Source organism: Streptomyces sp. BBFR51, from assembly GCF_044591655.1.
Classification (GTDB): Bacteria; Actinomycetota; Actinomycetes; order Streptomycetales; family Streptomycetaceae; genus Streptomyces.
The window spans coordinates 2,166,783-2,185,445 of record NZ_CP172448.1; the positions used below are offsets into that span (position 1 = coordinate 2,166,783).

Annotated in this window: 16 protein-coding genes; 4 read left to right on the plus strand and 12 right to left on the minus strand. The window is 71.7% G+C overall.

Annotated features, from left to right (window positions below; all coding sequences use genetic code 11):
- Positions 1–30 precede the first annotated feature (30 nt).
- The 10 genes from ACGH7X_RS09850 to uvrC all read right to left on the minus strand — a co-directional run bounded on the left by ACGH7X_RS09850 (position 31) and on the right by uvrC (position 13,102).
- Complete coding sequence (locus ACGH7X_RS09850) at positions 31–366, minus strand: RNA polymerase-binding protein RbpA (protein ID WP_003976875.1); 336 nt, start codon at positions 364–366, stop codon at positions 31–33.
- A 215-nt stretch (positions 367–581) separates the two neighbouring features.
- Positions 582–818, minus strand: a complete 237-nt coding sequence (gene secG / locus ACGH7X_RS09855) for a preprotein translocase subunit SecG (protein WP_016325957.1) — start codon at positions 816–818, stop codon at positions 582–584.
- A gap of 135 nt (positions 819–953) precedes the next feature.
- Positions 954–1,730: a triose-phosphate isomerase gene (gene tpiA / locus ACGH7X_RS09860; RefSeq protein WP_399883755.1), complete on the minus strand. Its 777-nt coding sequence runs from the start codon at positions 1,728–1,730 to the stop codon at positions 954–956.
- A 4-nt stretch (positions 1,731–1,734) separates the two neighbouring features.
- Complete coding sequence (locus ACGH7X_RS09865; protein ID WP_399883757.1) at positions 1,735–2,946, minus strand: phosphoglycerate kinase; 1,212 nt, start codon at positions 2,944–2,946, stop codon at positions 1,735–1,737.
- A gap of 133 nt (positions 2,947–3,079) precedes the next feature.
- Positions 3,080–4,090: a type I glyceraldehyde-3-phosphate dehydrogenase gene (gene gap, locus ACGH7X_RS09870; protein WP_399883759.1), complete on the minus strand. Its 1,011-nt coding sequence runs from the start codon at positions 4,088–4,090 to the stop codon at positions 3,080–3,082.
- A gap of 227 nt (positions 4,091–4,317) precedes the next feature.
- Positions 4,318–7,299: a M14 family zinc carboxypeptidase gene (locus ACGH7X_RS09875; protein WP_399883761.1), complete on the minus strand. Its 2,982-nt coding sequence runs from the start codon at positions 7,297–7,299 to the stop codon at positions 4,318–4,320.
- A 206-nt stretch (positions 7,300–7,505) separates the two neighbouring features.
- Complete coding sequence (whiA, locus tag ACGH7X_RS09880) at positions 7,506–8,498, minus strand: DNA-binding protein WhiA (RefSeq protein WP_399883763.1); 993 nt, start codon at positions 8,496–8,498, stop codon at positions 7,506–7,508.
- Positions 8,489–9,580: a uridine diphosphate-N-acetylglucosamine-binding protein YvcK gene (gene yvcK / locus ACGH7X_RS09885; RefSeq protein ID WP_399883764.1), complete on the minus strand. Its 1,092-nt coding sequence runs from the start codon at positions 9,578–9,580 to the stop codon at positions 8,489–8,491. The genes whiA and yvcK overlap by 10 nt, the downstream gene beginning before the upstream one ends.
- A gap of 7 nt (positions 9,581–9,587) precedes the next feature.
- Entirely contained in the window at positions 9,588–10,631 is a 1,044-nt protein-coding gene (rapZ, locus tag ACGH7X_RS09890) for an RNase adapter RapZ (RefSeq protein WP_399883765.1), read from the minus strand.
- Positions 10,628–13,102, minus strand: a complete 2,475-nt coding sequence (gene uvrC / locus ACGH7X_RS09895; RefSeq protein ID WP_399883767.1) for an excinuclease ABC subunit UvrC — start codon at positions 13,100–13,102, stop codon at positions 10,628–10,630. The genes rapZ and uvrC overlap by 4 nt, the downstream gene beginning before the upstream one ends.
- Before the next feature lie 350 nt (positions 13,103–13,452).
- On the opposite strand from uvrC, the gene ACGH7X_RS09900 reads away from it, so the two are divergent.
- Positions 13,453–14,403: a hypothetical protein gene (locus ACGH7X_RS09900; protein WP_399883769.1), complete on the plus strand. Its 951-nt coding sequence runs from the start codon at positions 13,453–13,455 to the stop codon at positions 14,401–14,403.
- A 17-nt stretch (positions 14,404–14,420) separates the two neighbouring features.
- Here the strand turns inward: ACGH7X_RS09900 and ACGH7X_RS09905 are convergent, their stop codons facing one another.
- On the minus strand, positions 14,421–14,846 hold the full coding sequence (locus ACGH7X_RS09905) for a Rieske 2Fe-2S domain-containing protein (protein ID WP_399883771.1): 426 nt from the start codon (positions 14,844–14,846) through the stop codon (positions 14,421–14,423).
- A 217-nt stretch (positions 14,847–15,063) separates the two neighbouring features.
- Between ACGH7X_RS09905 and ACGH7X_RS09910 the strand changes: the two genes are divergently transcribed.
- Together ACGH7X_RS09910 and ACGH7X_RS09915 are read left to right on the plus strand one after the other, a co-directional pair.
- Positions 15,064–16,164: a LacI family DNA-binding transcriptional regulator gene (locus tag ACGH7X_RS09910; RefSeq protein WP_399896894.1), complete on the plus strand. Its 1,101-nt coding sequence runs from the start codon at positions 15,064–15,066 to the stop codon at positions 16,162–16,164.
- Positions 16,161–17,069, plus strand: a complete 909-nt coding sequence (locus ACGH7X_RS09915) for a carbohydrate kinase (protein ID WP_399883773.1) — start codon at positions 16,161–16,163, stop codon at positions 17,067–17,069. Before ACGH7X_RS09910 ends, ACGH7X_RS09915 begins: the two co-directional genes overlap by 4 nt.
- 34 nt (positions 17,070–17,103) lie before the next feature.
- Here the strand turns inward: ACGH7X_RS09915 and ACGH7X_RS09920 are convergent, their stop codons facing one another.
- Complete coding sequence (locus tag ACGH7X_RS09920) at positions 17,104–17,967, minus strand: helix-turn-helix domain-containing protein (protein ID WP_399883775.1); 864 nt, start codon at positions 17,965–17,967, stop codon at positions 17,104–17,106.
- Positions 17,968–18,068: 101 nt separating this feature from the next.
- Between ACGH7X_RS09920 and ACGH7X_RS09925 the strand changes: the two genes are divergently transcribed.
- Positions 18,069–18,632 carry a YceI family protein gene (locus ACGH7X_RS09925; RefSeq protein WP_399883777.1) on the plus strand — a complete coding sequence of 188 codons (564 nt, stop codon included), beginning with the start codon at positions 18,069–18,071 and terminating at the stop codon, positions 18,630–18,632.
- Positions 18,633–18,663: the final 31 nt, after the last annotated feature.

Sequence of the window (18,663 nt, forward strand, 5' to 3'; positions counted from 1 at the left end):
CAGGAGTGAAGGCGTCCGACGGAGACGGAACTAGATCTCGCCGCGCAGCTTGGCGAGCGCCTCGGCGAGGATCGCCTCGCCGTCCGCGTCGCTGCGGCGCTCGCGCACATAGGCGAGGTGGGTCTTGTAGGGCTCGGTGCGCGGCGGGTCCGGTGGATTGTCCCGGTCCTGTCCGGCGGGGAAGCCGCAGCGCGGGCAGTCCCAGGTCTCCGGGACCTGGGCATCGCTCGCGAAGCTCGGCTGTGTCTCGTGTCCGTTGGAGCACCAGAAGGAGATGCGCAGACGCGGCGCGGACTCGCCACGCTCGGCCTCGCCCATCGGCCCCGCCCCGACCCGGCTTCCCCGGATCGCGTTGCCACTTGCCACGGTCGTAACTCCCTGCGTGATGGTGCCGCAAAGCGAGTCGGCGTTTCGCTTCGCTGCGAGCGCCTCAGTCTACGTAAGGCCCAACGCGCGTCCAGTGATTGGAGTTACAAGCCCCAGCACGCAGACGCAAGCCCCATGATAGGCGGCGCCGTGGAGCGCGTACCGGACATGGGGCTTTACGTGCACAAGTGCGTGCCGGGGTGGTGTGACGCGGGTCAGTTGTTCGCCTTCATCAGCAGGCCGAGCACCATGATGCACGCGAACCAGGCCAGACCGACCACGACGGTGATCCGGTCGAGGTTGCGCTCGGCGACCGAGGAGCCGCCGACGGACGACTGCATGCCACCACCGAACATGTCGGAGAGGCCGCCGCCCTTCCCCTTGTGCATCAGCACCAGCAGCATCAGCAGCAGGCTGAAGACGATCAGGGCGATCGAGAACCCCAAAACCACGGCTGGACCAACTTCCTCGGATTCGGATGAACGACGGGGGCACGGTGACAGCAGGCCACCATGCCCCCGCAAGAGTACGACGTATCGTCGCTACCGCATACTCACTGGTCGATCTGCCGGTCGACCTGCGGTCGGCTACTGGTCGCGGAAGCGGACGATCTTGACGAACTCGTCCGAGTCCAGCGAGGCGCCGCCGACCAGCGCGCCGTCGATGTCGGGCTTCGCCATGATCTCGGCGACGTTGCCGGACTTGACGGAGCCGCCGTACTGGATGCGGACCTTGTCGGCCAGCTCCTGCGAGTACAGCTCGGCGAGCTTGCCGCGGATCGCCGCGCAGACCTCCTGGGCGTCGTCGGCGCCGCAGACCTTGCCGGTGCCGATGGCCCACACGGGCTCGTAGGCGATCACGACCGTCTCGGCCTGCTCGGCCGGGAGGTCCTTCAGGCCGCCCTCGACCTGGGCGAGGGTGTGCTCGACGTGGTTGCCCGCCTCACGGACGTCCAGCTCCTCGCCGACGCACAGGATGGGGGTCAGACCGTGCTTGTAGGCGGCCTTGACCTTGGCGTTCACAAGTGCGTCGCCCTCGGCGTGGTACTGCCGGCGCTCGGAGTGGCCGATCGCGACGTAGGTGCAGCGCAGCTTGGCCAGCATCGGGCCGGAGATCTCGCCCGTGTAGGCGCCGCCGTCGTGGGCGGAGATGTCCTGGGCGCCGTACTTGATCTTGAGCTTGTCGTGCTCGACCAGGGTCTGCACCGAGCGCAGATCGGTGAAGGGTACGAGGACGGAGACCTCGACGGCGTCGTAGTCCTTGTCCGCGAGGGCGAAGGCGAGCTTCTGGACGTGGGCGATGGCCTCGAGGTGGTTGAGGTTCATCTTCCAGTTGCCCGCCATCAGCGGCGTGCGGGTGGTCATCGGGTCAGTCCTCCAGTGCGGCGAGGCCGGGGAGCGTCTTGCCCTCGAGGTATTCGAGGGAGGCGCCGCCGCCGGTCGAGATGTGGCCGAATGCGTTCTCGTCGAAGCCGAGCGTGCGCACGGCCGCGGCGGAGTCGCCGCCGCCGACCACGGTGAAGCCCGGGCCGTCGACGAGTGCCTGGGCGACCGCTTTGGTGCCCTCGGCGTAGTCGGGGTGCTCGAAGACGCCCATAGGCCCGTTCCAGAAGACGGTGGCGGCGTCGGCGAGCTTGGACGCGTACAGATTGCCGGACTCGGGGCCGATGTCCAGGCCCATCCGGTCCGCCGGGACGGCGTCCGCGGCGACGGTGGTGGCGTCGGCCGGCGCCTTGGTCTTCAGGTCCGGGAACTCGGGCCCGGCCACGACGTCGACGGGCAGGACCAGCTCGACGCCGTTCTTCTCGGCGCGCTCCATGTACTCCTTGACGGCCGGGATCTGGTCCTCCTGGAGGAGGGAGATGCCGACCTCGTACCCCTTGGCCTTGAGGAACGTGTACGCCATGCCGCCGCCGATGAGGATCCGGTCGGCCTTGCCGAGGAGCTGGTCGATGACGGCGAGCTTGTCGGAGACCTTGGCGCCGCCGAGGGCGACGACGTAGGGGCGCTTGACGTCGTCGGTGAGCTTCTTGAGGACGCCGACCTCGGTGGCGATGAGGTAGCCGGCGTAGTGCGGCAGCCGCTTGGGGAGGTCGAAGACCGAGGCGTGCTTCCGGTGCACCGCGCCGAAGCCGTCGCCGACGTAGACGTCCGCGAGCCCGGCCAGCTTGTCGGCGAAGGCGGCGCGCTCGGCGTCGTCCTTGCTGGTCTCGCCGGCGTTGAAGCGCAGGTTCTCGATGACGGCCACCTGGCCGTCGTCGAGGCCGGAGACGACGGCCTCGGCGGAGGGGCCGACCGTGTCCTCGGCGAAGGCGACGTCGGCGCCGAGCAGCTCACCGAGGCGGGCGGCGGCCGGGGCGAGGGAGAAGGCGGGGTCCGGGGCGCCCTTGGGGCGGCCCAGGTGCGAGGCGACGATCACGCGGGCGCCCGCGTCGGCCAGGGCCTTGACGGTGGGCACCACGGCGCGGATGCGGCCGTCGTCGGTGATGGTGGTGCCGTCCAGCGGCACGTTCAGGTCGGCGCGGACGAAGACGCGCTTGCCCGCGACGCCTTCGGAGAGCAGTTCGTCGATCGTCTTCAAGAGGGCTCCTGGGTTCTCGGATCGCTCGTGATCCTACGAGGACTGGTCGCGGCGGACGCGGCGCAGGGCCCGGACAGCGCGACCTTGCGCTGCCCGAGCCCTGCTACCGCATCGAGGTGCCTGCTGAAGTCGATCAGAGCTGGTTGCCGACGAAGACCGTGAGGTCGACGAGGCGGTTCGAGTAGCCCCACTCGTTGTCGTACCAGCCGAGGATCTTCACCGACTTGCCCTCCTGGACCATGGTCAGGGAGGAGTCGAAGGTGCAGGAGGCCGGGTCGCCCACGATGTCCGAGGAGACGATCGCGTCCTCGGTGTAGAACAGGAAGCCCTTGAGGTCGCCGTCGTCGGCGGCCTTCTTGAACGCGGCGTTGACCTCGTCCTTGGTGACCTCGCGCTGGAGCTCCACGACCAGGTCGGTGGCCGAGCCGGTGGGAACCGGGACGCGCATCGCGATGCCGTCGAGCTTGCCCTTGAGCTGCGGCAGGACCAGCGCGGTGGCCTTGGCGGCACCCGTGGTGGTCGGGATGATGTTCTCCGCGGCGGCGCGGGCACGACGCAGGTCCTTGTGCGGGAAGTCCAGGATGCGCTGGTCGTTCGTGTACGCGTGCACCGTCGTCATCAGGCCCTTGACGATGCCGAAGTTCTCGTCGAGGACCTTGGCCATCGGCGCCACACAGTTGGTGGTGCAGGAGGCGTTGGAGATGACGTGGTGGTTCGCCGCGTCGTACTTGTCCTGGTTGACGCCCATCACGATGGTGATGTCCTCGTCCTTGGCCGGAGCCGAGATGAGGACCTTCTTCGCGCCACCGGCGATGTGCTTCTCGGCGTCCGCCTTCTTGGTGAAGATGCCGGTCGACTCGATCACGATGTCGACGCCCAGCTCACCCCAGGGGATGTCGGCCGGGTTGCGCTCGGACAGGACCTTGATGGTCTTGCCGTCGACGGTGATGGTGTCCTCGGTGTGCGTGACCTCCTGCTTGAGGCGGCCGAGGATGGTGTCGTACTTCAGCAGGTGGGCGGTGGTCGCGGTGTCACCCAGGTCGTTGACAGCCACGATCTCGATGTCTGCACCCTGCTCCAGCAGCGCGCGGAAGTAGTTACGACCGATGCGGCCAAAGCCGTTGATGCCTACGCGGATCGTCACGAACCGATCTCCTCGTTGGTACGCCGGCCCGATGTGCCGGCGAGCTGTATTTGGGATGTCCCCGACCACGTCCGACCCTACCTCCCCGGGGCCTCGGGGGTGACATCGAGACGGCCCATACCCGGCAGGCCGGTCCGTACCCGCCAGTAGGGGTACGGACCGCCCTGGGCCCCGGGGACCGATCACCCGATTTGGCTACACCGGGTCAGTCCCCCGCGGGCCGGGATTCACTCGTCCAGGGCACGCAGTGCCCGGCGGAGCAGTGCCGCGCGGGCGGCCGGCTCGGTGAGGTGCTCCAGACCGAAGCCCAGCAGCACGGTGTCGTCCGTGGTGACCGCGCCGTAGGTCTGGAACAGGGTCCCGGTGCGGGTCCAGTCCTTCAGGACGGCGGGGCTGCCGGCGGGCGGCCCGGAGACCTGCCAGGCGCCCAGCGAGGTCTCGAAGCCCTCGGTCTGCGTCGCCGTGCCCCCGACGACCAGGGATGCCTCGTCGGCGAGGACGCCGCGGCCGCCGCTGCCGGGGTCGGTGACGTAGGCGATCGACAGCTCGACGGACTTCCCCGCGTAGGCGCTCAGGTCGAACTCGACCTGCTTCCAGCCCCCGGAGGAGCCGGTGAGGCTGTTCCACTGCCCGGTCGTGCCGGTCGCGGTGCAGCCGACGTCGGAGAGGGTGAGGTAGTGCTCCAGCCAGGGGTGCCCGGCCATGTAGAAGCCGGCCGCGCACTCCGCGGGCACGGCCGTGCCGGTGGCGCCGTTCGCCTCGGGGAGCGTGGTCCAGTCGTCGGCACCGGTGGTGTGCGCCTCGACCAGGGCGTGGTCGTAGCCGCGCTCGGTGTCCCACAGCAGCTGGGTGCGGAGCGTGGGACGGTCGGCGGCGGTGACTCCGGTGAGGTCGACGGTGCGGGTGAGGCGCTTGTAGGCGTCGTCGGTGTGGACGGCGGCGGCCATCCACTCCCCCGCGTAGGGCCCGTACGGGTTGACCGTCCCGGCGAACTTCCCGGCGCCCGCGCTCGCGAACTGCGGGTAGGTACCGGGGTCCAGCTCGTCGGAGGTCACGCTGTAGGCGCCGGCGGCGTCCAGCGGGTTGCCGGGGGCGTCGCCGAGGGTGCCGTCGGCCTTGCCGAGCTTGCCGGAGCCGGTGAACCCGGTGGCGCCGGAGGTCGAGGTGCGGGTGTAGGCGCCCAGGTAGTACTGGCTGAAGTCGTCGGAGAGGGTGCCGCCGCCGAGGTCGACGTCGCCGCCGGCCTGCTCGCCGGCCTCGATCAGCTTGCCGCCCTCGTTGAGGAAGGCGCGCAGCTGGAGCTGGGTGGCGTTGCCGGGTACCGCGGCGCCCGTGTGGTGGACGACGGTGCCGAAGTGCCCGAGGACGCCGAGCGCGTCGGGGGCGCCCTGTGTGGCGACGTCCCAGACGGCGGCGCGGTGGCCGGTGGCCTTGAGGGCGTCCACGTACGTCTGGGTCTGCGTGGCCTTCGCGCCCTCCTCGGCCACGACGAGGACGTCCGCGCGGGGCCGCTCGGCGATCGTGTACGTGAAGTGCGCGCTCTCGGTGCGCTTGCCGTGCTTGCCGTGCCGGTCGTGGCTTCCCCGCGGTGTCTCGCCGGTGAACCAGACCTCGACGCGGTCGCCGGGGCCGCCGTCCCCGACCTTGGCCCGGTATTCGTCGAAGTAGAGGTTGTCCTCACCGCCGTACGTCTCGCCGCCCCGCCAGGGCCGCAGCGCCACGTCGTGGGTGCGCCCGCCGTTGACGCGGTACTTCAGCTCCTTGTCGCGCACGGCCTTGCGTACGACGACGGAGACCTCCTGGTCGGCGCCGCGCGCGTAGGAGGTGGTGAAGGGAGCCGGGGTGAAGTCGGCGGCGTCCAGGCCGACCGAGGAGGACGGTTGGTCAGGGTGGGCGGCGGTCTCGGCGACGGAGAGCGCGAACGGGACGTTCTTGGCGAACTCCTGCTGGATCAGCTTCTCGTCGTCGGGGAAGTTGAAGCCGGACTGGCAGTCGCGGGCGTTCCACTCGTCGTCGGGGTCCACGTCGGAGGCCGTCTGGCAGGTCGACATCTCCGGGGTGAACATCGCCATGTTGTTGACGTTGGCCGCGTGTCCGTCGGCCTCGCCGTTGGTGGTGTAGAGCTCCGAGGACACCTGCGGGTGGTAGCCGGGGATCGCGGAGTTGTCGGGGGTGCCGGCGAGTGCCTTGTAGAGGACGTCGTCCGGGGTGTTGGTGGCCACCTGCCAGCCGACGCCGTAGAGGAGGAGTTCGGCGGCGGAGTGGTAGTTGATGCCGTAGGTGAAGCCGATCCGCTTCTGGAAGGCGTCCAGCGCCTTGGTCTCGGGTTCGGAGCCGGGGCTCGCGCCGCGGTAGGTCTCGCTGGTGGGGTTGGGGGACGAGCCCTCGTCGTCGTAGCCCCACTTGTAGGCGAAGTTGCGGTTGAGGTCGACGCCGTCGCCGGTGCTGATGGTCCCGTCGCCGTTGACGTCGCGCAGGTTCTTGCGCCAGAGACGGTTGTCGGTGCTCTCGAACGTGTAGTCGTAGCCGTCGGGGTTGGCCGACAGGACGAACCACAGCTCGGTGGAGTCGACGATCTTCCTGATCCGCCGGTCCTTCTTGTAGTTGTCCAGGTAGTGGTGCATCAGCCGCCGGGTCATCTCCGGGGTGATCCATTCGCGCGCGTGCTGGTTGGACATGTAGAGGACGGACGGCTTGGAGCCGTCCTTCGACTTCTTCGCGTGCTTGGTGAGCTTGAGCGCCAGGATGTCCTGGCCGTTCACGGTCTTCCCGATGGAGACGACCTTGGTGAGGCCCGGATTCTCCTGGGCGGTCCGCAGGATCTCCTCACGCAGACCGCCGCTGCCGCTGTACGGGCGGAAGACGCCGTCGGCGGCGCTCTCGACGCGCTTCTCGACCTTGGTGGACAGGGTGTGCTCGGTGAGGTCGACGCCCTGTTTCTCCAGCTTGCCGGCCTGTTGCCCGGTGAGGTAGATCTCGACGGTGGCCGTACCCCGGTCGGGTACCTGCTCGCCGAGTTCGTGGCCGTCCTGCCCGGCGGCCAGCAGCAGGGGTACCTGCTCCTGGGTGACGTCTGCGCGGAAGACCTTCACTTCGTCCGCGCCCGGGGCCCCCGGGTCCGCGGGTTGTGCCTGGGCGATGGGTGCGAAACTCGCTCCGCCGATCAGGAGCGCGCCGACGGCGAGGATCGATCTCGCTCTTCGTCTCATGAACCCCCCTAGCTGAGGCCTGTCCAACAGACCTGGGTTCGCCACAGCGGCGAACAGATGCCAGGCTCATGACAGCTCATGATCGAGTCAAGGGTGCGGCAAGGACACGCGAAAGCCGGTGCCGGTCACCCAAGTGGGCGACGGCACCGGCCTGTTGACGGCCCGTCCACGGCTCGGCCCGCCGGCCGGCCGCGGCCCGGACTCGCTCAGCCGACGAGGTGGTCGGCCATTTCCTCCTCGCCGAGGTTGGCGTCCGTGCCGGCGATACCGAGGTCCGAGGCCCGCTTGTCCGCCATGGCCAGCAGGCGGCGGATGCGTCCGGCGACGGCGTCCTTGGTCAGCGGCGGGTCGGCGAGGGCGCCCAGCTCCTCCAGGGAGGCCTGCTTGTGCTCCATGCGGAGCCGGCCCGCGGCGGCGAGGTGCTCGGGCACGTCGTCGGCGAGGATCTCCAGGGCCCTCTGGACCCGGGCACCGGCGGCGACGGCCGCGCGGGCCGAGCGGCGCAGGTTGGCGTCGTCGAAGTTGGCGAGACGGTTGGCGGTGGCGCGGACCTCGCGCCGCAGCCTGCGCTCCTCCCAGGCCAGCACCGAGTCGTGGGCGCCGAGCCGGGTGAGCAGGGCGCCGATCGCGTCGCCGTCGCGGACCACGACCCGGTCCACGCCGCGCACCTCGCGGGCCTTGGCGGGGATGGAGAGCCGGCGGGCGGCGCCGACCAGGGCGAGCGCGGCCTCGGGGCCCGGGCAGGTCACCTCCAGGGAGGAGGAGCGGCCGGGCTCGGTGAGCGAGCCGTGCGCGAGGAAGGCCCCGCGCCAGGCGGCCTCGGCGTCGCAGGTGGCCCCCGAGACCACCTGCGGCGGCAGGCCCCGGATCGGGCGGCCGCGGCCGTCCACCAGGCCGGTCTGCCTGGCCAGCTGGTCACCGCCCGCAACCACCCGAACGACGTAACGCGAACCGCGGCGCAGCCCGCCCGGCGCCATCACGATCAGCTCCGAGCTGTGCCCGAAGATCTCCAGGATGTCCTGCTTGAGCCGGCGCGCCGCCCGTGCGGTGTCCAGCTCCGCCTCGATCACGATGCGCCCGCTCACCAGGTGAAGGCCGCCGGCGAACCGCAGAACTGCGGAGACCTCCGCCTTTCTGCAGCAGGTCCGGGTGACGGGGAGCCGGGAGATCTCATCCTTCACCGCTGCCGTCATCGCCATGGGCCGATCCTTCCATGCATCCGAAAAATACGGTCGTACGCGGCGGCCAGCAGCTCCGGGTCGTGCCTCGGGGTCCCGTCGGTCCGGGCGACCGGAGCCAGCTCGACCGCGGCGCCGAACCGTTTCGCGGCGTCGGTGAGCGAGTCACGGTCGGGCACGGCGGCCTCGTCGGCCAGCACCACGTCCAGGGCGAGTTTAGGGGCGTGTCGTCCCAAAACCTCCAAATGACGCTGCGGAGAGAAGCCCTCGGTTTCTCCGGGCTGCGGTGCGAGGTTCAGCGAGAGCACCCGGCGGGCCTTCGTCTCGACCAGCGCGTCCAGCAGATCCGGCACGAGCAGGTGCGGGATGACGGAGGAGAACCACGAGCCGGGGCCCAGCACCACCCAGTCGGCGTCCAGGACGGCGTCGACCGCGTCGACGACGGCGGGCGGGTCGTTCGGCACCAGGTGCACGGACTGCACCTCGCCGGGCGTGAGCGCCACGGTCGCCTGTCCCCGTACGGTCTCCACCTCGTCGGGCCGGTCCGGGTCGTGACCCTTGACCAGGGCCTGGAGCTCCAGCGGGACGGCGGACATGGGCAGCACGCGCCCGTGCGCGCCGAGCAGCTTGCCCACCAGGTCCAGCGCCTGCACATGGTCGCCGAGCTGCTCCCACAGGGCGACGATCAGCAGATTGCCAACCGCGTGTTCGTGCAGGTCGCCCTGGGACTGGAAGCGGTGCTGGATGACGCGGGCCCAGGTCTGGCCCCAGTCGTCGTCGCCGCACAGCGCGGCCAGCGCCTTGCGCAGGTCGCCGGGCGGCAGGACGCCCAGCTCGTCGCGCAGGCGCCCGCTGGAGCCGCCGTCGTCGGCCACGGTGACGACGGCGGTGAGGTCGCCGGTGATCCGGCGCAGTGCGGCGAGCGAGGCGGACAGACCCATCCCGCCGCCGAGGGCGACGACCTTGGGCTGGGCGCCCCGGCGGCGCGGCTTGCCACCGCGCGTCTGTTCGGGCCTAGCGGCGCGGGTGTCGGCGGGTCTGCCGCCGCGTCCCTCGGGCACCACCCGGCGCAGCCTGCTCAGCCGCGGAGTACGTCCTGTCATTCCCCTGTCATTCCCGTCCCATGTCCCGGTGGACGACCACCGTCTCCACGCCCTCGGCGGCGAGCCGGGCGGCGAGCTTCTCCGACATGGCCACGGACCGGTGCTTGCCGCCGGTGCAGCCGACGGCGACGGTCACATAGCGCTTGCCCTCCCGACGGTAGCCCGCGGCGATCAGCTGGAGCAGCTCGGCATAGCGGTCGAGGAACTCCTTGGCGCCGGGCTGGTTGAGGACGTAGCTCGACACCTCCTCGTTGAGGCCGGTGAAGGGGCGCAGCTCCGGGACCCAGTGCGGGTTGGGCAGGAAGCGCATGTCGACGACGAGGTCGGCGTCGACCGGGAGGCCGTACTTGAAGCCGAAGGACATCACCGTGGCCCGCAGCTCGGGCTCCTCCTCGCCCGCGAACTGCGCGTCCATCTTGGCGCGCAGCTCGTGCACGTTGAGGCTGGAGGTGTCGATCACCAGGTCGGCGTCGCCGCGCAGCTCGCGCAGGAGTTCCCGCTCTGCGGCGATGCCGTCGACGATGCGGCCGTCGCCCTGGAGGGGATGCGGGCGGCGCACCGACTCGAAGCGGCGCACCAACGCGTCGTCGGAGGACTCCAGGAAGACGATCCGCCGGGTGACGCCGCGGGCGTCGAGGTCCGCGAGGGACTCGCGCAGATTGTCGAAGAAGCGCCGGCCGCGGACGTCGACGACGACCGCGATGCGGGCGACGTTGCCCTGGGAGCGGGCGCCGAGCTCCACCATGGTGGGGATCAGCGCCGGCGGGAGGTTGTCGACGACGAACCAGCCCAGGTCCTCCAGACACTTGGCGGCCGTCGAGCGGCCGGCCCCGGACATGCCGGAGATGATCACCAGCTCGGGGATGGCCGCCTCGTGCGCCCCGGCTGTTTCCTTGCCCGTACTCACCTGTGCTCCGTTGTCCTGGCGCGGCTCGGAGCCGGCCGTCTGCTGGCCCGTGTCCTCGCCGGTCGCGCCGTGGGCCGGTTCCGGCCCCGTGGTGGGCCGTGCCTGTTCTCGCCCCGCTGTGGCCTGTGCCTCGTGCTCGGTCATCTCTCCTGCCCCCGTCGTTCGTCCGGGGTGCCCGCGGACACGGGCTCCCCCGGGGCATCCGCCCTCGTCTCGGGTGCCCCGTCCTCGTCATCCATGATCTCTCCGGTCGCCGTGTTCACGGCGGGAGCGGCCGGGGTGGCCCCGGCCAGGGCCACGGCCACGGTCTCGGCCGTCTTGCGGCCTATGCCGGGCACCTCGCAGATCTGGTCGATCGTCGCCGACCGCAGCTTCTTCACCGAACCGAAGTGCTTGATCAGGGCCTGCTTGCGGGTCTCCCCCAGGCCTGGCACGTCGTCCAGCGGACTGGAGCGGAAGCGTTTGGCGCGCTTGGCACGCTGGTACGTGATCGCGAACCGGTGGGCCTCGTCGCGGACCCGTTGCAGCAGGTACAGGCCCTCGCTGGTGCGGGGCAGGACGACCGGGTCGTCCTCGCGGGGCAGCCAGACCTCCTCCAGGCGCTTGGCGAGACCACAGACGGCGATGTCGTCGATGCCCAGCTCGTCCAGCGCCCGCTGGGCGGCCGCGACCTGCGGCTGCCCGCCGTCGACGACGACGAGCTGGGGCGGGTAGGCGAACCGCTTCGGCCGGCCGTCGTCGTCCTTGAGCGCCGGGCCGTCCGTGAGGTCGGCGCCGTCGTCCGAACCGGCTCGCCCGGACGCGCCGCCCACGCGGCCGACTGCGGCCGGACCGTCGGGGGCGCCTTGGGTGTGGTGCCCGCCTTGAGGGTGGGACACGCCTTGGGGGTGGGACACGCCTTGGCCGCGGGGCGCGCCTTGGCCGCGGGGCGCGCCTTGGCCGTGGGGCGCGGACCGGCCGTCCGTGACGGGTCGGCCGTCGGGCGCGGCTTCGCCGTTCGTGGCGGCCTCGCCGTTCGTGGCGGGTCGGCCATCGGGCGCGGCTTCGCCGTTCGTGGCGGGTGTGCCGTTCGTGGCGGCTGTTGTGTCCGCGCTGGTTCGGCCCTCCGTGGCCGGTACGCCGGCCACGGCGGGTGCGGCGCCCGTGGCGGAGGCCGCGTCCGTGCGCCGGTCGTCGCCGGCCCGTTCGTCGCCGTCCACCCACTCGCCGGTCCTCTCCTTCTCGGCGAGATAGCGGCGGAAGCGGCGGGTGATGACCTCGTGCATGGAACGGACGTCGTCCTGTCCCCTGAAGCCCTTGATCTGGAACCGGCGGTATTCGCTCTTCCGGGCCAGCCCGTCCTCGAAGACGACCATGGAGGCCACGACGTCGTCGCCCTGGAGGTGCGAGATGTCGTAGCACTCGATCCGGAGCGGGGCGCTGTCGAGATCGAGGGCTTCGGCGATCTCCTCCAGCGCGCGCGAGCGCGTCGTCAGGTCGGAGGCGCGCTTGGTCTTGTGCAGCACGAGGGCCTGCTGGGCGTTGCGCTGAACGGTCTCCATCAGCGCCTTCTTGTCGCCGCGCTGCGGGATGCGCAGCGACACGCCCGACCCTCGGCGGTCGGTCAGCCACTGCTGGACGGGCTCCACCGGGTCGGGCAGGGCGGGGACCAGGACCTCCTTGGGGACGGCGTCCCCGGTCTCCTCGCCGTACAGCTGCTGGAGGGCGTGCTCGACGAGGGCGCCGGTGGTGATCTCCTCCACCTTGTCGGTGACCCAGCCGCGCTGGCCGCGCACGCGTCCGCCGCGTACGTGGAAGATCTGGACGGCGGCCTCCAGCTCGTCCTCGGCGACCGCGATCAGGTCGGCGTCGGTGGCGTCGGCGAGCACGACCGCGCTCTTCTCCATCGCCTTCTTGAGGGCTCCGATGTCGTCGCGCAGGCGAGCCGCCCGCTCGTACTCCATCTCCTCGGCCGCCTCGGCCATCCGCCCCTCCAGGCGGCGCAGGTAGGTGCCCGTGCGGCCGGCCATGAAGTCGCAGAACTCCTCGGCCAGCTCCCGGTGCTCCTCGGCGGAGACCCGCTCCACGCAGGGGGCGGAACACTTGCCGATGTAGCCGAGCAGACAGGGCCGGCCGGTGCGGGCGGCGTTCTTGAAGACGCCGGCGGAGCAGGTGCGCACCGGGAAGACGCGCAGCAGGAGGTCGACCGTGTCGCGGATCGCCCAGGCGTGCCCGTACGGCCCGAAGTAGCGCACGCCCTTCTTCTTGTGGCCGCGCATCACCTGTACGCGCGGGAACTCCTCGTTCATCGTCACCGCGAGGTACGGGTAGCTCTTGTCGTCGCGGTACTTGACGTTGAACCGGGGGTCGTACTCCTTGATCCAGGAGTACTCCAGCTGCAGCGCCTCGACCTCCGTGGACACCACCGTCCATTCCACGGACGCCGCGGTGGTGACCATGGTGCGGGTGCGGGGGTGGAGGTTCGCCAGGTCCTGGAAGTAGTTCGCCAGGCGCTGGCGCAGGCTCTTCGCCTTTCCGACGTAGATCACCCTGCGGTGCTCGTCACGGAACCTGTACACCCCCGGGGAGTCCGGGATCTCTCCCGGCCTGGGGCGGTAGCTGGAGGGGTCGGCCATGACTCACACCCTACTGGCGAGGACCGACACTTCGACGGGGCTGTGGACGACGGACCGCACCCCCTGTGGACAGCCGGCCGGGAAGCCCGGAGAAGACGGAGCGGGACCGGTCGGTCACGCCGGGTGGCCCCTTGGGCGGCGGGCCCGTGCGTTCTCGGCCAGGAGCGCGTGACGGTCGGGCGCCAGGTGTTGTCGGGACTAGGTCAACACGCTTCAATGCGGGGGGACTCGGGGCCCTGAAGCGCGGCGTACGGATGTGAAGACCTCTGCGCCGCGACCGGGGGGCGGCCCCGGCCGATCCGTGTCGGCGGTCTGACCAGCCGCCGTGAACTTCGCAGAAAGGCCCCTGCATGCCGCACGCCACACAGCTCGCGGACGTCGCCACCGCGCAACTCGACTCGGCCCTGCGCGGTGGCCCCTTCCACGTCGCTCTGCGCGCCGCGATCGCCGCTCGCGGACTGCCGCTCCAGCGCGTGCAGCACCATCTGTCGCGCCACGGGGTGAAGGTGGGCGTCACGAGTCTGAGCTACTGGCAGCAGGGCGCCCGCCGCCCGCAGCGCCCGGAGTCCCTGCGGGCCGTACGGGCCCTGGAGGAGATACTCCAGCTGCCCGAGGAGTCGCTGATACGCCTGCTCGCCGAGGCCGACGAGGAGACCTCGGACCGGCGGCCGGCCGCCCGCTCCTACCGCGCCCACCTGGCGGCCTCGGGCGTCCTGGACCAACTGCTGGCCGAACTGGGGCACCCCTCGCCGGACGGCGGGGTGCACACCCTCGGGCACCACGAACGGATCCGGATCGGACCGCGCCGCGAGCTGGCGGGCCGCGAGTCGCACCACATCGTCCGCGCGCACCGCGACGGCGTCGACCGCTTCGTCGCCGTCCACTACGGCGATCCCGGATGCGCTCCCGAGCGGATGACCGTGCACGCGCTGGAGAACTGCCGCACGGGACGGGTCCGCACCCATCAGGACACCGGTGTGCTGGTGACCGAGCTGCTCTTCGACGCGCGGCTGCGGGCGGGCGACACCCATCTCTTCCGTTACGGCGTCGAGGACGGTACGGCCGGGGTCTCGCGCGAGTACGTCCGCGGGTTCGGTACGGCGGGCGGGCAGTACGCGCTCCAGGTGCGCTTCGACGCCGCGGCCCTGCCGGTGCGCTGCCACCGGTTCACCCAGCACTCGCCGGCGGCACCGCGCGGTGGCCGGCAGGAGCTGGCTCTCAGCGGACAGCACCACTCGGTGCACCTCGTGGAGCCGCGGGTACGGTCGGGGATGCTGGGGATCGGCTGGGACTGGGAGTAGGACACCGGTCGTGCCGGTCAGGTCCCGGGGCTCGCGACGATCCGGCCCTGCTTGACCCCGACCGGCAGTTCGATGAGCGGCGCGGTCGCCGGGGCGTGCAGCACCTCACCGGTGCGGGCGTCGAACTCGCTGCCGTGGCAGGGGCAGACGAGCTTGGTCCCCTCCAGCTTCTTGATGGGGCACCCCGCGTGTGTGCAGACCGTGCTGAACGCCTTCAGGGAGCCGTCCTCGGCCCGGCTGACCACCACGTTCCCGTCCGGGTGGAGCTTGGTGGCGCCCTTGGCGATCTCTCCGTCCGCGCCGAGGTCCACGGGCGCGGTCGGCCTGGCCGGCGCGGCACCGTCGTCGCCCGGGGAGCAGGCGGCCAGGCCGAGTCCGGCGGCGGGCGTGAGAGCCGCCGAGCGCAGGACGGTACGGCGACTCGGGGCGGGACGGCCGGGCATGGAATCTCCACTGGTCGGGAGGGACGTGCGGATGCAGGGCGACGATATCCGGAGCTTCCGGCCGGCCGGCGGGGTGGGTCGTGGGTCTGGTCGCAGCTCGGGGGCGGGATGGAACGGCACGGGGGCGGGCCGTCGACGTAAACGCTTGCGCAAACGTTTACGTCTGTCGCCGAATGGGATACGGTCCCCGCCAGTACGCAGAGAAGGGGGCATGCCGATGCCGACCATGGTCGACGTGGCGCGGAGCGCCGGGGTCTCCGTGGCGACCGTCTCGCACGTGCTCAACGACACCCGCCCGGTGCTGCCGCACACCCGCCAGGCGGTACTGGACGCCGTCGAGGAGCTGGGCTACACCCCGAACACCCTCGCCCGCTCCCTGGTGACCTCGCGCACCCGCTCCATCGGGCTCGCGGTGTCGGCGATCAGCAATCCGTACTTCACGGAGATCCTCCAAGGCGTCGAGGCCAGTGCCTTGGAGCACGGTTACAGCCTGCTCATCGCCGACCCGCACGACGACCCCGGGCACGAGCGCAAGGTCGTCCAGCTGCTGCACGAGCGGCGCGTGGACGGCATGATCGTGGCGCCCTCCGCCGACCCGCGCCACCTCCTGGCCTACCTCGGACGCCACCGTGTGCCGGCCGTGTTCCTCGACCGGATCGTCGACCCGCCGGAGAGCGACGGTGCGCCGCGCTTCGACCAGGTCTGCGCCGAGAGCGCCGAGCCGACGACCCGGCTGGTCGGCCACCTCGCCGGCCTCGGCCACCGCCGGATCGGCCTGGTCGCGGGCCGGCCGGGGCTCAGCACCACGCGCGAGCGGATCACCGGGTACCGGCACGGCCTGGCCGCCGCCGGGCTGCCCTTCGACGAACGGCTGCTGGTCCACGGCGACTCCGAGGCGGCCGGCGGCGAACGGGCCGCGGCCGACCTGCTGTCCCTGGCGGTGCCGCCCACCGCGCTGGTCACCGCCAACAACGCCATGACCATCGGCGCCCTGCGCGCCCTGCGGGACCGGGGCCTGTCCGTGCCCGGTGACCTCGCGCTGTGCTGCTTCGACGACTTCGCCTGGGCGGACCTCTTCTCCCCCCGGCTCACCGCCGTCGCCCAGCCCAGCAGGGACCTGGGTGCGCAGGCCGTCCGGCTGCTGCTGGAACGCCTCGCCGCGCCGGACCGCCCCGCGCGGACCGTGCGGCTGCCCTGCGCCTTCGTCCACCGCACCTCCTGCGGCTGCGACGAGCGGTCCGGACGGAGCAAGCAGACCCAGCAAACCCAGCAGTCCGAGCAAGCCCATGCCAAGGCTCACGAAAGGACCCTTCCGTGATCGTCGTCGCCGGTGAGGCACTGATCGACCTGGTACCGCAGGGCACGGGCGCCCTCGCCGCGCTGCGGCCGGCGCTCGGCGGCGGTCCGTACAACACGGCCGTCGCGCTGGGCCGCCTCGGCTCGCCCACCGCGTTCTGCTCGCGGGTGTCGTACGACGCCTTCGGCGAGGCGCTGCTCGACCGGCTGCGGGAGACCGGGGTGGACGTCTCGCCGGTGCAGCGCGGGGCCGAGCCTACGACCCTCGCCGTGGCCTCGCTCGACGCGGACGGCTCGGCCGCGTACTCCTTCTACGTGGACGGGACGGCCGACCGGCTGTTCACGGTGCCCGACGTGCTGCCGCCCGGCACCCGGGCGATCTCCTTCGGGACCTGCTCGCTGGTGCTGGAGCCGGGCGTGAGCGCGTACGAGGAGCTGCTGCGCGAGTCGGCCGCCCGGGGTGTGTTCACGGCGCTGGATCCGAACATCCGGGCCGGGCTGATCGCGGACCCGGACGCCTACCGGGCCCGGTTCAAGAGCTGGCTGCCGTCCGTGTCGCTGCTGAAGCTGTCCGCCGAGGACGCCGAGTGGCTCGGCGGCACACCCCCGGAGTGGCTCGCGGCGGGCCCGGCCGCGGTCGTGGTCACCCGGGGCGGTGCCGGTCTGACGGCGTTCACCCGCGACGGAGGCGAGTACACGGTGCCGGGCGAACGGGTGGAGGTGGTGGACACGATCGGCGCGGGCGACACGGTGAACGCGGCGCTGCTGCACGGTCTCGCGGTGCGCGATGCACTCGACGAACAGGGTCTCGCCGCCCTGGGTCCGCACGGCTGGGCCGAGCTGCTGGGCTTCGCCGCCCGCGCGGCGGCGGTCACCTGTTCCCGCGCGGGCGCGGAACCGCCGTACGCCCACGAGGTCGCCGTCTGACGGGCTCGGTCGGCGGCGGCTCCGGTCCCGCCCCTCAGACCGCCGGGCGGACGGCCCGCAGGGCTCCCGGGCGGCGGCCGTTCATGCGGTCCAGGGCGACGGCCGTGGCGTCGTCGGCGGGCAGGTGTACGACGATCCGCTGGCCCTCCTCGGGCAGCGCCAGCGTCTCGTGCAGCAGCCGCAGCGGTCCGGCCTCCGGGTGCTCGAGGTGCTGCGTGCCGACGCGCCGGGCCGCCACGCCCAGGTCGGAGAACCGGTCGGTGAAGGCCGCCCCCGCCGTCACCGTCAGCTCGTCGGCCAGGTCGTTCACGTACCGGTCCCGCAGCGGCGCCTCGTGCCGGAGCTGGGCGACCAGGTCGTCGGCCACGCGGTCCCAGTCGGGGTAGGCGACGCGGGCACGCTTGTCGGTGAACAGGTACCGGAGCAGGTTGGGCCGCTCGTCGTCCAGCAGTCCGATCGGGCCGGTCAGCCGGGCATAGCCGCCGGTGTGCGCGAGGACGTCGCCGATCCAGTTGAGCACCACGGCGGGAGTCGGCTCCAGCCGGTCCAGTACGGCCCGCACGGTGGGGCGCGCGGCCCTGCCGAGCGGTGGGGCCGCGGCGCAGAGCAGCGGGTCGCCGCCGTCGGCCTCCTTGGTCAGGCGGCGCAGCAGCGTCCGCTCCCGCAGGGACAGGTTCAGCGCGTCGGCGAGGGCGCCGAGCACCTGGACGGACGGGTTGCGGTCGCGCCCCTGTTCCAGCCGGGTGAGGTACTCGACGCTGACTCCGGCGAGCGTGGCCAGTTCGGCGCGGCGCAGGCCGGGGGTGCGGCGGCGCAGGCCGGCCGGCAGCCCCACCTCGGCCGGGGTGACGGACTCGCGCCAGGTCCGCAGGAACGTGCCCAACTCGTTGTCGCTCACCTCTGGAACGTACCAACGCGCGCGGGAGAAAGGGTGGCCCTGCCACTACCACGCTCGGGCCGGTCTCCCTTGCGGGGCGCGCGGCCCGCAGGGTGGACGGCATGACGAACGACATCGACACCTCTGCCGCAGCTCTGCCCATCGCTCCCGGTGAGTGGGTCCTGGACCCGTTCCACTCCTCGGTGAACTTCACCATCCGCCACCTCGGCATCGCCAAGGTCCGGGGCCGATTCACGGGGTTCGAGTCCGAGCTTCACGTCGGTCGGAGGGCCGAGGACGTCCGGGTGTCCGCGACGATCGACCTGGCCTCCATCGACACCGGGAACACCGACAGGGACGCGCACGTGCGCGCCTCCGACCTGCTCGATGTCGGGAAGCGGCCGACGATGACCTTCCGCTCGACCGGGGTCTCGGGCGAGGGCGAGGACTGGACCATCGAGGGCGAGCTGACGATCGGCGAGGTGACCCGTCCGGTGGCGCTGGCCGTGGAGTTCGGCGGGCTGGTGGACGTGCCGACGGGCGGGAACCGGCACGCGGGGTTCGAGGCGACGGGTGAGATCCGGCGCAGCGAGTTCGGCCTGGACTTCGCGCCGGGGCTGCTCGGAGAGGTCGTGAAGATCCAGCTCGACATGCAGTTCGTGGAGCCGGATCCGGCAGGCGTCTGAGGACGTGCGCCGCGCGAACGACGCCGGGCCC